The organism is Candidatus Neomarinimicrobiota bacterium, assembly GCA_021734025.1.
GTDB lineage: Bacteria > Fidelibacterota > JAANXI01 > JAANXI01 > JAANXI01 > JAANXI01.
In genome coordinates this window covers 99,224-113,046 of the sequence record JAIPJS010000008.1, presented here as the reverse complement: position 1 = coordinate 113,046, position 13,823 = coordinate 99,224, and the positions used below count along the sequence as shown (strand labels likewise).

General features: G+C 50.9%; 12 protein-coding genes. 1 reads left to right on the top strand and 11 read right to left on the bottom strand.

Annotation, left to right across the window (positions count from 1 at the left end; all coding sequences use genetic code 11):
* Nucleotides 1-7 precede the first annotated feature (7 nt).
* The 3 genes from waaF to K9N57_10545 all read right to left on the bottom strand — a co-directional run bounded on the left by waaF (nt 8) and on the right by K9N57_10545 (nt 3,141).
* On the bottom strand, nt 8-1,021 hold the full coding sequence (gene waaF, locus K9N57_10555) for a lipopolysaccharide heptosyltransferase II (protein MCF7804621.1): 1,014 nt from the start codon (nt 1,019-1,021) through the stop codon (nt 8-10).
* Between the two features lie 65 nt (nt 1,022-1,086).
* Nucleotides 1,087-1,659: a sulfotransferase gene (locus K9N57_10550; protein ID MCF7804620.1), complete on the bottom strand. Its 573-nt coding sequence runs from the start codon at nt 1,657-1,659 to the stop codon at nt 1,087-1,089.
* 222 nt (nt 1,660-1,881) lie between these two features.
* Nucleotides 1,882-3,141 carry a sulfatase gene (locus tag K9N57_10545; protein MCF7804619.1) on the bottom strand — a complete coding sequence of 420 codons (1,260 nt, stop codon included), beginning with the start codon at nt 3,139-3,141 and terminating at the stop codon, nt 1,882-1,884.
* Between the two features lie 818 nt (nt 3,142-3,959).
* Between K9N57_10545 and K9N57_10540 the strand changes: the two genes are divergently transcribed.
* Entirely contained in the window at nt 3,960-4,376 is a 417-nt protein-coding gene (locus K9N57_10540; protein MCF7804618.1) for a VOC family protein, read from the top strand.
* 230 nt (nt 4,377-4,606) lie between these two features.
* On the opposite strand, the gene K9N57_10535 is transcribed toward K9N57_10540, so the two are convergent.
* The 8 genes from K9N57_10535 to lpxD all read right to left on the bottom strand — a co-directional run bounded on the left by K9N57_10535 (nt 4,607) and on the right by lpxD (nt 13,817).
* A complete protein-coding gene (locus K9N57_10535; protein MCF7804617.1) occupies nt 4,607-6,556 on the bottom strand; it encodes a glycoside hydrolase family 127 protein in 1,950 nt (649 codons plus the stop codon).
* Between the two features lie 223 nt (nt 6,557-6,779).
* Entirely contained in the window at nt 6,780-7,841 is a 1,062-nt protein-coding gene (gene rseP / locus K9N57_10530) for an RIP metalloprotease RseP (protein MCF7804616.1), read from the bottom strand.
* 51 nt (nt 7,842-7,892) lie between these two features.
* On the bottom strand, nt 7,893-9,047 hold the full coding sequence (locus K9N57_10525; GenBank protein ID MCF7804615.1) for a 1-deoxy-D-xylulose-5-phosphate reductoisomerase: 1,155 nt from the start codon (nt 9,045-9,047) through the stop codon (nt 7,893-7,895).
* A complete protein-coding gene (locus K9N57_10520; protein ID MCF7804614.1) occupies nt 9,035-9,808 on the bottom strand; it encodes a hypothetical protein in 774 nt (257 codons plus the stop codon). Before K9N57_10520 ends, K9N57_10525 begins: the two co-directional genes overlap by 13 nt.
* Nucleotides 9,780-10,613, bottom strand: coding sequence for a lipoate--protein ligase family protein (locus K9N57_10515; protein ID MCF7804613.1), 834 nt, complete (start codon nt 10,611-10,613; stop codon nt 9,780-9,782). Before K9N57_10515 ends, K9N57_10520 begins: the two co-directional genes overlap by 29 nt.
* Entirely contained in the window at nt 10,613-11,377 is a 765-nt protein-coding gene (gene lpxA / locus K9N57_10510; GenBank protein MCF7804612.1) for an acyl-ACP--UDP-N-acetylglucosamine O-acyltransferase, read from the bottom strand. Before lpxA ends, K9N57_10515 begins: the two co-directional genes overlap by 1 nt.
* 8 nt (nt 11,378-11,385) lie before the next feature.
* Nucleotides 11,386-12,789: a bifunctional UDP-3-O-[3-hydroxymyristoyl] N-acetylglucosamine deacetylase/3-hydroxyacyl-ACP dehydratase gene (locus K9N57_10505; protein ID MCF7804611.1), complete on the bottom strand. Its 1,404-nt coding sequence runs from the start codon at nt 12,787-12,789 to the stop codon at nt 11,386-11,388.
* The gene (gene lpxD / locus K9N57_10500) at nt 12,786-13,817 is read right to left on the bottom strand and encodes a UDP-3-O-(3-hydroxymyristoyl)glucosamine N-acyltransferase (protein ID MCF7804610.1); all 1,032 of its coding nucleotides are present in this window, start codon (nt 13,815-13,817) and stop codon (nt 12,786-12,788) included. The genes K9N57_10505 and lpxD overlap by 4 nt, the downstream gene beginning before the upstream one ends.
* Between the last annotated feature and the right edge of the window lie 6 nt (nt 13,818-13,823).

The following is a 13,823-nucleotide window of genomic DNA, read 5'->3' as shown; positions in this document are numbered from 1 at the left end:
CCATCTGCTAATTCACCGTACTCGATTCCAGCAAATCATCCATCGTGTCCCGTACCCATTCCGGCGAAATGGAGTACATGCAGAGCAGCGGCTCATCGTCATTAATGCACTGATTTTTTTCGCAGGGACTGCAATACACATCCGCGTTCAGATTGACCGAAGGGCTTGAGCGTAGTCCGGTGCTCTCCGTATTGCCTGCGCCCCAGAGTCCCACCGTCGGTACGCCGGCCGCATCCGCGATGTGCATAGGGCCGGAATCGTTGGAGACGAACAGCTGACACTGTCCCATCAAACGAATAGACTCTCCCAGCGATGTCTCCCCTGCCAGATTTAATACATTTGCACCGGAACTTTCCCGGAGTCTTTCTCCCGCTTCTCGCGCATCGTTCCCACCAAAAATGATAAATTGCACTTGCGCATCTTTATAAGAGTCAAACAGTTGAATCCAGTTCTTTTCCGGCCAGCGCCTGGAGGTCGCCACCGAGTGCGGGTTGACGCCGATTCGGATCGCTGCGTTATCCCATCCCTGGGGCATTTGGATTTCTTCGTTTCCCAGCGAATCGAATTCCGGCGAATTTCCCATAGATATTGAATCCGAGTAATCGCTCAGCAGGTGACAATATTTGTCCGAGCGATGCATGGATTTACCGGTCTTCAGCGAATACCGGTTGGTCAGCATCCAGGAGCGGAACTGGCCGGTGTAGCCGACGCGTTCCGGGATTCGCGCCCGGAAGATGGTCATCGCGGTGGAGAAGGAATCCGTCAGCAAAAACGCCTTATCGTACCCCGTCACCTTCAGTGACTTAATAATTCGGCGTCGGGATTTTGAGGTCTTCACCTCCTCCCTGGAGAACTCGACAATGTTATCGATTTCTCCCACAAACCGGTAAACCGGCGCCACCCAATCTCTGGCGAACACGGTAATTTCGGCGTCGGGAAAGACTGTCCGGGTCTGACGAACCATGGGAATCGCCATGACTGCATCGCCGATCCAGTTGGGAGAGTAGATGAGAATTTTCATAGGAATTTAGATTATCGGGGAAAGGTGTTTGAGTCGGTTGGCTATTGCAACAGTATTAAAGGGAATCACTTGCGCTGACGGTAGAGGTTGGTATCCACGACGCCCGCCATTTTTGATTGATCGAGATTGTCGTCGAGGAAATCAATGACTTTCCCGGCGGTCTTTCCAGGCTCCTGGATGGTTGCGTTGTAATTTACATAGATATAGTCCACGTTCGGTTGCCTTTCCATCCACTGCTCAACATGCTGTAGGTGCTGGTTGAACAATCGGGACATTTCGGTGTCATCCTCGGCGCTCGGTGCTTCTTTTCCACTCCGCTCCAGCATCTTCCGCTGGGAGGCCAGGATCTCTTCCATCGCCCGCCGCATAAAGATGATCTTGTACTCGTATTCCTCAGGCAAATCCAGCAGCAGCCGTGACACCATCTTGACGACCTTGCCTTCACACTTCGGCAGCCAGGACTGGTCTTCCTTGATCTGTTTGACCTGTTCGAACTCGTAATAGCCCTTGGGATTGTCTTCGTCCGGCTTCCGGATATCGTCGGTCACCACTTCCAACCCGCCGGCCTCCAGCATTTTCATCATCATGGAGGTACCGGAGCGGGGGAGTCCGGAAACGATGGTTATGAAGTTATTCATGTGGTTAGTGTGTTACCATATTAAAGTGTTATTGTGTTCACGTGTTTAAGTGTTAAGGTTAAAACCCGTTAGCAGCCAAGAGTATGAGTCTTATTCAGTACCTTGAATTGTTATAAATCATTTATGATTCCTTATCTTTCTCTGCGCCCTCTGCGTCTCTGCGGTGAATTTTTTATCTGTCATCAATTGGAGTATCCGCGACATCAGCGTGCTATTTCCGAACTAGATATATCCCAGATCCCGCAGCCGCTCCTCGATCTTTTTCGACTCATCATCGCTGAATCCGCCGCCATCGGAGCGATACCCTTCATACTGTTCCGTCATTATGTCCCGGAATTTTTCGGCGACTTCTTCCTCTTTCGTCGTCAGTTTGTCGATCCGGTTTTCCCTCTCTCCCGGATCTTCCACAAGATTATAAAATTCTTCCGCGCCTTCGGAGAGGTTCCGGATCAGCTTGTAAGTGTCAGTCCGCACGAACTGGAGCGATCCCTTGCCGCGCTCTTCGTACAGTTCTTCCCCGTACGCAACGGTTTCTTCCAGTTCCTCATCGTAGAATAGTGGCGTCAGGCTCTGACCATCGAATTCCTCATCACTCTCGATTCCCATAATGTCAAGCATGGTCGGCACCAGGTCGACGGCGGTGGTGGTCTGCTCAACGCGTTTGCCTTTGGGAACGTCGGCGCCCTTGAAGATCAGCGGTACCCGGATGTCGTCCTCCAGCATGGTCTTGTGCTGGGGATAGTTAAAGTAGTAATCCTCCCAGTTCGGATTATCCGGGCCGAGCGTCTCCCCGTGATCGGCCGTCAGGGCAATCGCCGTGTTGTCCCAGATGCCCAGATCCTTCAGCTGCTGATTCATCGGCTGAATAAAGTGCTCGTCCATGTATTTCAGCTTGCCGTCATAATACGCCCAATCCGAAAGTTCGTCCTGGGGCATCTTGCCGGAATAAAGCAGCCACTTCTCTGAGAGAAAATGCACCTCAAAATAGTGCGCCCAGATGAAGAACGGCTGATCGGCGTGCTCCTTCATCCAGTTGAGCATGTCAGGAATCCACCAGTTGCCCCAGAGGGTCTGCATGGTTTCGTCGTCCTTTTTGTACTCCTTGGAATTCCAGCTGGACTCCTTGGTCGGCTCGTTGTAGTAATCGAATCCCTCGGCGAATCCATGCGTCGATCCCAAAAAATTTATCCCGACAAATCCGGCGGTGCTGTACCCCTTTCCCTTCATCATCTCGGCCAGGGTTTTACTCTGTACCTTTGAAAACGGATGCCGGATGCCGTGTTTTTGGGGATGCTTACCTGTGAGCATGGTTGCATGGGAGATGGGCGTCAGACAAGAAGCGCAGATATTATTTTCGAAGAGTGTCCCCTCGGCGGCAATTTCGTCCACCCCTTTGGATTCAAATCGATCGTATCCGTAGCAGCTAAAATGATCCGGCCGCACCGCATCCAGGGTGATAAAAATCAGATTTTGTTTCCCCATATTATCTCCGCGCTCTTGTTCGGTTCAATTTTGTTCGAATATCAAATATATTACCCCAGTGAAGGAATTGCCAGCGGCGTTCAAGTTTTTGATCAATTGAATTCAATACCTTTTAATTAATCGAATCAAAATACACATATTTCTAACTCCCCCTTTTTTCTTGATAAAAAAGGGGGAGAAAAAATCAAGAAAACTTCGAACTCGCACATATTTCAGAGAAAGATAGTCTTACATAAAAGTCTACTCGGGAAATAGTAATCTAATCAATTTCTATTGTGGTGCTCAGACACGAAGTTTTCATATAACCTTGATGATTCATAAATCGGAATAAATGAACATTATCGATATGACTTAAGAGCAATAATTTCAATTATGTAGAGACGTGCCATGGCACGTCTCTACTTGTGCAATTATTCCCCGCCTTCCCTTCACCAAGGTGCCAGACAAATGGGGCACCATCGCGGGTGTCCGGAGAACGTCTTGTTGTTTTTTGAATTATGCAGGTTAAAAAAAGTTCTTCTAAACTTTTTCGGAATCCTTTCGCCAGTTGCGGCCTTGGAAACTGATTTGCCCAACGCTCGGTGAGCGAAAGAGAGTGAGAACCAGCTGTCTGACCGAAGGGAGTTCTGGTTCTCACCTGGAGCGAACCGTTAGCGTTTTCAAATCAGTTTTCACAGCCGGATTTTTGCACACTTTTTATAAAAAAGTGTGTGAAAAACGGAAATGACGTTCTTGTTGCGCATAGTATTTTCATCCCAGATATTAAAACCACTCCTTTTTTCAAATCAAACTAAAATAACAAATACCGGGAGGTACCGATGCAATTCCACCAGGGCCGCCTCATAGATCACGTCCATATCCGCGTCTCGGATCTGGAACGGAGTAAAGAGTTTTATCGCAGGGTGCTGCGATCCGTTGGACGAAAAATCACCAGCGAAAGCCCACACCATTTTGCGGCCGACGAGCTCTTTGTCACCGCAGATAAAGAGCCGACCAACAACTTCCACCTCGCATTCCAGGCTGCCTCACCAGAGATGGTGCAGCGGTTTTACTCCGCCGGGCTCGAAGCCGGAGGACAGGACAACGGCGCGCCGGGGGAACGCTCGCAATACCACCCCGGATACTACGGTGCCTATATCCTGGATCCGGACGGAAACAACATCGAAGCCGTTTACCACGGCCCGGCAGAGCGATCGGCAGACTCGGTGGTGATTACTGCTGCGATGCAGGAGTAGTGTAATAAAATCTCGATACAAAAGAATGAGCCTTGAAATCTCATTTCGAGGCATATACAAGTTTGGGGATAGAGTTTGATAAAGGTGTACCGCCTCGTAATAAAATTACGAGGCTACGGGTGAGTTCTTCGTCGGTAATCCCCGCCGCGAATTGGTCGCTGCCAGTCAAGAATGCGTAACACGCAGTACGCAATACTTAACGAGAAATCCTCAAGTTCCCGGGTATACCATTACCCCGCCTGCGGAAACCACATTTTCATTTTCCCAACACCACGATTCGACCACGAATAATAGGGCACAAGTTGAATCTCAGCTGTTTCTCCGGAATCCATCATCGGTACTTCTCCCCTCAGCACACCGACTCCACCGAGCAGATCATTACGCATTTCTTCTGACAGTCCTTGATCGTCCGCTATCACCATTTTATCAATATACCTGTCATTATCAACCTCTTCCGCACAGTAGACAATCGGGCCGCGCTCCAGCGCCACCTTGCCGCGATCCGCTTCCACCTTCTCATGAGCTTTTATTCGACGGACTTCCATGGGGCAATTCAGAGTAAGAGTATCACCTTTTTCCCAGCGACGGGTGACCACGGCGTAGCCATTTTCGGTGGTATAGTTCGCTTCCTCGCCGTTTACCAGGATTTTCGGCTTCCCTTCGTACGCATCGGCGTATGTATACAGATCGCCGGGAACCGCATCGTTCTGTGCCCAGCCCGGAATCCGGACATGGACGGCAAACCGCTTCTGTGACTCCGGGTCAACTGCAATCGAGATAATTCCGTCCCAGGGATAATCCGTTTCCTGAGTCACCGTAACCGCCATACCGTCCACCGTGATATCCGCGCTGTTGGCCATAAACAGGTTGATGTACAGTTTCTCCCCTTCGGTGGCGTATACCAGGTTCGGAATCGACGGAATAAAGCGGATCATGTTGGTAGGACAACAGGAACAGTCGAACCAGTCTTTCCGGGTACAGGCACCCTGATTAAAAGTGTACTCGCCGTTGGACTCCAGCGGATTGGGGTAAAAAAAGTGCGTCCCGTCCAGCGACAGCCCGGAAATCAATCCGTTATACAGCGTTCGCTCGATGATATCGTAATATTTGGAATCTCCGGTCAGCAGAAACAACCGGTGATTCCAGTAGACGCTCCCGATGGCCGCGCAGGTCTCGCTGTAGGCTGTGAGATTCGGCAGTTCATAGTTCTCGCCAAACGATTCTCCCTCGTGTTTGGCGCCAATACCGCCGGTGACGTACATCTTTTTATACACCATGTTTTCCCAGAGATCGTCCACGGCCTGGCGGTACGCCTGGTCTTTGTAAATCGCTGCGATATCGGTCATCCCGGCGTACATGTAGACGGCGCGCACTGCATGACCGACCACCTCATCCTGCTCGGTGACCGGCTTGTGATCCTGGGCGTACGGTCCGAACCGTTCTTCTCGCTCCGGATCTCCCCGGCGATCCAGGAAAAATTTGGCCAGCTCAAGATACTTTTTCTTGCCCGTCACCTGGTAGAGCTTGATCAACCCGGTCTCTATAACCTGATGGCCAGGCACCTTTTCCAGTTTGCCCGGACCGAAAGTCTCCACCATCAGGTCGGCGTTCTTCAGCGCGATGTCCAGAAAGGTGCGTTTGCCCGTGGCCTTGTAATGGGCAACAGCCGCCTCGTACATGTGTCCGGCGTTATACAGCTCGTGGCTCATGGAGAGGTCCTCCCAGCGCTCCCCGGGCTCCACCCATTCCGCAGGTGGATTTTTCGGGTCAATAGTGCGCCAGGTGGTGAGATAGCCGTCCTCTTCCTGGCCCACTTTGATAATGGCAATCACGGAATCGATATACGATTCCAACTCCGCATCAGGAGAGCTGGCCAGGGATAACGACGCTCCTTCGATAATCTTGTAGACGTCCGTGTCGTCAAACGGCATTGCGCCTTTGGTGGTACCTTCCATTTCGCCGCCGGCGATCAGAAAATTATCCATCCGGCCCTCGGTACTGCACTTTTCCAATGCATATCTGATGGTGGTATTCTGTACGGTTTTTATCTTGGGGAGCCAGAAATTATCGGAAAGACGGACCTGGATACTTTTTACCGGAGAGATGGGATACCCCTCGTTGGGTTGCTGCGCACAACCTAATAACACGCTAATGACAAGAAGTAAAATTGTAGATCTCATGACACACCCTCCGGGTTTGGGGTTCGACCAATTAAATTGTATGCGCGAGCGTTCTGTTTCACGCAAATTGCGCGATATTATAATTCAGTACAGGTAAATGGTTTATATAATATCGTGTAATGTCGAACGTCAGGCGTATGAGATCGCCGCAATAAATATCAATAAATCTGAGCCCGGACGATTACGGAAAAAGCCGGTAAATTCCTCCGGTAAGGAGAAATTTTTAGAGTAGCCGCATAATATCGTTGTAGATCACAAAAACCATCAGCGTTAACAACAGTGCCATTCCGACCTGCTGGACGATCATGCGGGTCTTTACGCTCAGGGGATCGCCCTTAATCCCCTCAATCATGGTAATCACCAGATGCCCGCCATCCAGTGCCGGTACCGGCAGGATGTTCAGAAACCCGATATTGATGCTGATAATCGCCACCAGATTCAGCAGATTCATAAACCCGTTCCGGGCACTGTCTCCCGCCAGTTTTGCAATAAAAATGGGACCGCCGACGGATTTCATCGATTCTTCGCCGGTAATGAGCATCTTCAAGGAGACCACCGTGACTTTACCCCACCACCAGGTCTGCGACAGGCCCGATCCCAGCGATTCAAAAAGTCCTGCGCTCCGGCGATGCACCTCCGGAGAGATTCCGATAAGTCCAATTTCTTTCAGTTCACCATCAGTAAACTGCCTATCGACTTTGGTAGTTAACGTTGCCGACTGAGTTTCGCCGTTCTGTACCCAGGTTACGTCAATTTCCGTGTTGGGCAGGTTGTGGATGATATTCGTGAGCTCCTGCCAGGTGTCGACCTGTTCTCCGTTTACAGATGTAATCCGCGCCCCGGGTTTCATCCCGGCTTCAGCCGCCGGATAGTCCTGCACCACCTGATCCACAACTGTGGTATCCGAACTCTCCGGGATTCCCTGGGCCAGTGTTATGAAACTAAAAATGATGGCCGCCAGAATGAAGTTCATCAGCACTCCGGCGCTCATAATGAAGATCTTCTGGGGAATACTCTTGGAAGCAAACTCCCATGGCTCGCCCTTGATCTCTTCGTCCATACTTTCATCCAGCATACCGGCCATTTTTACATAGCCACCCAGCGGTACGGCACCGAGACAGTATTCAGTCTCGCCCTTCTGCTTTTTAAAGAAATGCGGCGGGAATCCGATGGAAAACCGGTCAACCCGCACTCCGGACATCTTTGCTGCAAAGAAATGTCCCAGTTCGTGCACCAGGATAATAAGCCCCAGCGCAAAAATTATTGCCAATATATTGATAATCATAACAGTCCGTTTCTAATTGAGTTGCTTTGCCCTCCCGTTCAGGGCCAACCTTTACGGGATTTCTAATTTAGGCTCTATAAAAGCCTTTGTCCACTGTTCCGTTTCCAGGATAACTTCCAGAGAAGGATGAAGCGTAGTATCATGGGCTTCCAGAGCCTGTTCCACTAACTCCGGAATATCCGTAAAACCGATTTTTTCATCCAGGAACGCGTACACAGCCACCTCGTTCGCTACATTCAACACCGCAGGCAGAGTTCCCCCTTCCTGCAAGGCCTTGTATGCCAGCTCGATGCTCCGGAATTTTTCCGTATCGGCCGCCTCAAAAGTCAATTGTCCCAGCGATGCCAGATCCAGCGTATCCCACCGTGGCGGAGCGTGCTCCGGATACAATAACGCATATTGAATCGGTACCTTCATATCCGGGATACCTAGCTGTGCCTTCACCGAACCATCCGCAAATTCTACCATGGAATGGATAATCGACTGTGGATGCACGAGTACCTCGATACGATCCGGCGGAATATCGAACAGCCAATGTGCCTCAATGACTTCGAGTCCCTTGTTCATCATGGTGGCCGAATCGATGGTAATCTTTTTCCCCATATTCCAATTCGGATGATCCAGTGCCTGCGAGACAGTCAGCGTTTTAAAATCCCTGGCAGGAGTATTCAGGAATGGCCCGCCTGAGGCAGTGAGAATAATCTTATTCACCTCGCTTAGTTGCTCCCCGCGCAGGCACTGCCAGATGGCGCTATGCTCGCTGTCGACAGGATAAAGCGCGACATCGTGCTCTGCCAGTTTCCGCCGAATCAGATCGCCGGCCATCACCAGGCTCTCTTTATTCGAGAGCGCCACGTCCGTCCCGGCTTCGATGGCCCTGATGGTTGGCTCCATTCCAGGTGATCCGACTATCGCATTGAGCACGAGCGTCGCGTCATCCCTGGCTGCTAGTTCTAACAGGCCGATCCGCCCTCCCAATATTTCAATATTTTCAGCGGCCAGCGCGTCGCGCAATTCCGGTAATTTAGATTCATTAACGAGGCAAACCACATCGGGCTGGTATTGCCGGGCCTGTTCAGCAAGCAATTCGGCGTTGGAATACGCTGACAACCCGGTAACCCGAAACCGGTCCGGATGGGCATCGACCACCTTCAGCGCACTTACGCCGATTGATCCGGTACTGCCCAGAATTGTTAAAAATTTGATGGGAGACTCCATCCGATTGTCCCGTGTAGTGTCCAGATGTTTAAATTCGTTCGAAGTGTCAGTCCGGTGGTGATTCGCCTGTATTGCCTGTATAGTGCCAGGCCGCCGTGAATCGTCCGGTGCTCATATCGGCCATCATGCGCCGTGCCGATGGCCGAATTCCCACTGACATCCACTTTTCCATCGACGAAGCTTGCCGCCAAATCCGCGCGGATTGTCCAGTACCCGAGAAACCATCCGTACTGAAAGCTGATATCCAGGCTGTTTGCAGAGAAATTTCCGGCATCCGCCACCTTTTGATTGAGTACGCCAATGGCCAGCGCGTGCAGGCTGTCCGTACCCACCGCCGACCGAAAACGCGCTCCGTAGCCGTTTAATACGGCTCCCCGGTTTTCCAGAGCCAAGGTATTATACCGGAGAATTAGCTGGAGATTCGAGGTCACGTCTCCCATGGCTGTGAAAGTACCGAGACTGGTAATACCGTCCGGAGGATTACCATCATATCGCGATTTCTGATGGGTAAACCCTCCGGACTGCTGATAATAAAATTGGATCCTCGGAAATTCCCCGTCGGCCGGGAACACAAATCCCGGAATTTCACCCAGGTGCAGTCCCCAGTGATCCGCGAACCGATTCAGATTTCCGGTGATCTGCGTTGAATCACTTCCGGAAAAATCAACCGGGAGGCGGTATTGCCCATACAGACTGCCTCCAAAAATGATAAAGCACAGGCTACCTAGTATTAGTCGAAGCGTTCGCATAGGAAGGTAATATACGGTATTTGTCACTGGAATCACGAATGCTTTGGCGCTCGGAATCGGTGAGCGGCTGTTCCCGGAATTCGCATCCGAAGACATCCTGAAATCCCGCACGGATATGCCCACACAGCGCCGCCATATCAATATCTCTGGAAAGGTGCTTCCGTAATTCGGTCGTTTTCGAATCCAGTTGGCGGCGAACTGCTTTCTCTTGCTCAGATGTCAGATTCAAAAATTCCGGCAATGCTCTATGGGCTGCACCAAGCAGAATAGAGCCGTGCTGGAGAACTTCGGACCCGAATTTTCGCTGGGCACTGCCAACCACCTTTTTGTCCGCCAGTTGGAGCTCGTATTTCGTGGTGGATGAAAAACACGCCAGCGATCCGATCGTGTCGTTATACTGACTCCGCAGATCGGAGCCCGCCTCATTCAGCCGAATATCCGCACCCAACCGAAGAATACCCGCAGCCAGCGCCTGACTGATTTTGTTGTGAATTTCATGAACGCCGCCCCGGCCAATCGGGGAGCCCGCCGGGATGATGACAGAGTAGGTAAGTTCGTCGGCGTGCAAAATAGCACGTCCTCCCGTCGGACGCCGCACTACATCAATTCCCCCGTTCCTGCACGCGGTAAAATCAATGGAATCTGTAGCTTGGTGGTGTCCCAGAGAAAGGGCATACGGCTTCCACTGGTAAAACCGCAGGACCGGCAATTCTTTGGAATGGTGAGTCAGGTATGTATCGGCGGCCATGTGAAACTGACCGCTTTCCGTACTCAGCGGGATAAAGCGCCAGAGTGGGGGCGCCATCAGCCTATAATGCCGCGTTCACTCTGTTCAACGAACTGGATGATATATTTGACTTCTTCAGTTTGTGTCAACTGGGTCTTGATCTGTTCCAGGGCCTGCGATGTGTTGTACTCCGAACGGAATAGCAGGCGATAAGCCTTCTTTATAAGGGACCGATTTTCGGCGGTGAATCCTCTGCGGCGTAATCCGACCACGTTGAGGCCGGCATATGTCAACGGCTCGGAACTGGCAAGGATAAATGGTGGGACATCTTTGGATACCCGATATCCTCCCCCGATATATGCGTGCTTACCGATGCGTACAAATTGATGCACCGGCACCAATCCGCCGAGGATTACATAATCTTCCAGGGTTACGTGACCAGCCAGATTGACGGCATTCGCCAGAATTACATTATCGCCGAGAAAACAATCGTGCGCCACATGAGCGTACGCCATTATCAGGCAATTCCGCCCGAGCAGCGTCTTGTGCCGATCATCTGTCCCCCGGTGAATTGTCACGTACTCTCGAATCACCGTGCTCTCGCCAACTTCCACATAGGTGTTTTCGCCATTGAACTTGAGATCCTGGGGGATTTCACCCACGACCGCCCCGTGGAATACCTTGCAGTTCCGTCGGAGTATTGTGTTCTCTCCGATCATCGCATGAGCACGGATTTCCACCCCGTCTTCAATAACCGTATTTTTTTCGACGATGGAAAACGGACCGACAGAGACGTTCTCGCCAATTTTTGCGGAATCGTGAATAATTGCAGACGGATGAATGCTCAAAACTAGTCGTCCTGCTCCACTACTGAAGCACTGAGTTCAGCTTCGGCGACCACCTGTCCGTTTACATATGCTTTTCCGCGCATCTTACAGATGGATAGCCTGTATTTTAAAAGTTCCAATTCCAATCGGATTTGATCGCCGGGTACAATGGTTTTCCGAAATTTGACGTTATCGATTCCGGTAAAGTACACCAGTTTATTTTCCGGATTATCCACGGTATTCAACAGCAGAATCCCACCGGCCTGCCCCATGGCTTCCAGTACCAGAACACCCGGCATTATTGGTTTTCCAGGAAAATGACCCTGAAAAAAATGTTCGTTAATGGTCACGTTCTTGATGGCTGTTACCCGCTTCTGCGGTTCCAGGTCCAAAATTCTGTCGACCAACAAAAACGGATACCGGTGCGGCAGGATTTTACTGATGGCACGGACATCAAAAAAGTACTGGCTGTCATCTTGCTGCTCACTCTGATATTTTTCCCGGATCAGCTGTCGTTCATACTCTTTTTTAATTTTCTTCACCAGTTCCACGTTCGCCGCATGGCCGCTGCGGGCTGCAATAATGTGTCCTTTAATCGGCATACCTAACAACGCCATATCACCAATAAGGTCCACAACCTTGTGCCGGGCTGGCTCGTTGTAGAACCTGAGTTCTTTGCTGTCCAGGATTCCGTTTGTGCCGAGCGTAATATCGTCCTCGATCTTAAATAATCTCTTCAGCCGGTCAAACTCGGATTTCTCGATTTCCCGGTCAACGATCACCACAGCGTTTTCCACATTGCCGCCCTTGATCAGGCCTTGTTCCTTCAGGTCCTCGACTTCGTGAAGGAAGCAAAACGTCCGGGCTTCGGCAAATTCGTCGGCGTATTCGTCTTCCAGAGAATAGAGGGCCGTATACTGCGTTCCCAGAGTCGGATTTTTATAGTCGATCATAAAGGTAACGCGAAGCCGGTCGGACGGCAGCAGATGGATATCCACTTCCCGATCCGGGTCAGAATAGGTGATCGTCTTGTCGATCTGCAGTTCCTGACGCTCCTCATCCTGTTCCCGGAATCCAACTTCGAGCAGCGCGTCCACATACGGTTTTGCACTGCCGTCCATAACAGGTGGTTCCGGCCCGTTTAGATCTACCATGACATTATCTAATTGCAAACCGGCCAATGCGGAGAGCACGTGTTCCACCGTATGCACTTTGGCGCCATTTGCCTGGATTGTCGTCCCCCGGGAGATATCCACCACATGTTCAATATCTGCCTGAATCGCCGGCGCCTCTTCCAGGTCTAACCGCCGAAATTGAAAGCCGGTATTCACCTCCGCCGGACGGAATGTCATTTTGCACGGTTCACCGGTATGGAGGCCGTACCCTTCTATGGAAATTGGTTTTTGTATCGTTCGTTGCTTCTTCACTCCGGATTCTCTTTCTTCTCTATGGTCTCTTCCAAAGATTTAATACGGCTGGCCATCTCCGGGAGTTGTCGTATATAAATTACCTGTTTGCGTTCTTCGCTGTGGGACTGTGCCGGGAATCCGGATACGGTCTCATGTCCCTCAATATCTTTGGTAACACCTGACTTTGATGCAATTGTGACCTGATCACCAATTTTCAGATGTCCGGCGAGGCCGACCTGACCGCCAACGACCACATAATCGCCCAGTTGCGTACTGCCGGAAATACCAACCTGCGCCACAATAAGGCAACCCTTGCCGATTTTCACGTTATGACCTATCTGCACCAAGTTATCCAGCTTGGATCCCTGGCCAATAACCGTTTCCCCCAACGTTGCGCGATCAATGGAACAGTTGGAGCCAATCTCAACGTCGTCCTCAATCCGTACGGCCCCCACCTGACGGATTTTCCGGTGGATACCATCTTCCTGAGTAAACCCGTAACCGTCGCTCCCGAGCACGGTTCCGCTGTGCACAATACAATTGGCACCGATGGTAGTACGATCATAGACGGTGATGTTCGGATAGAGATGGGTATCGTGACCGAGAGAGCAGTCCTGTCCAATATTCACGTTGCCTTCGATAATCGCGTTATCTCCAATGATGCAGTGACTGCCGATCACCGTGTTCGGACCGATGGTCACCTTTTCACCGATTTTTGCCGATGAATGAATTACCGCCGACTCATGGATACCTTGGAAGGACAGCGGATGAGGTGGTCGGAAATGATCGATGAGGATTTTGACGGCCAGCTGAGGATTATCGACCTGAATCCGGGGTTCAAAATCCCCGGAATAACTTGTAGGTAAAATAACTGCCGCAGCTTTGGTTTCTGAGAGATACGTAAAGTATTTAGAATTCCCGACGAAGGTAATTTCGTTCTCATTAGCCAGCTGGATCTCGGCGATGTCAGTAATACTGACGTCGGGAGCACCGCCATGGAGCTCCCCTTCCACCATGGCTGCAATTTCAGATAGTGATGTATTCACGAAATG

Bases quoted from the DNA above. Each gene is read 5' to 3' on its own strand.
- waaF (MCF7804621.1), bottom strand. From the start codon at position 1,021: ATGAAAATTCTCATCTACTCTCCCAACTGGATCGGCGATGCAGTCATG.
- K9N57_10550 (MCF7804620.1), bottom strand. From the start codon at position 1,659: ATGAATAACTTCATAACCATCGTTTCCGGACTCCCCCGCTCCGGTACC.
- K9N57_10545 (MCF7804619.1), bottom strand. From the start codon at position 3,141: ATGGGGAAACAAAATCTGATTTTTATCACCCTGGATGCGGTGCGGCCG.
- K9N57_10540 (MCF7804618.1), top strand. From the start codon at position 3,960: ATGCAATTCCACCAGGGCCGCCTCATAGATCACGTCCATATCCGCGTC.
- K9N57_10535 (MCF7804617.1), bottom strand. From the start codon at position 6,556: ATGAGATCTACAATTTTACTTCTTGTCATTAGCGTGTTATTAGGTTGT.
- rseP (MCF7804616.1), bottom strand. From the start codon at position 7,841: ATGATTATCAATATATTGGCAATAATTTTTGCGCTGGGGCTTATTATC.
- K9N57_10520 (MCF7804614.1), bottom strand. From the start codon at position 9,808: ATGCGAACGCTTCGACTAATACTAGGTAGCCTGTGCTTTATCATTTTT.
- K9N57_10515 (MCF7804613.1), bottom strand. From the start codon at position 10,613: ATGGCGCCCCCACTCTGGCGCTTTATCCCGCTGAGTACGGAAAGCGGT.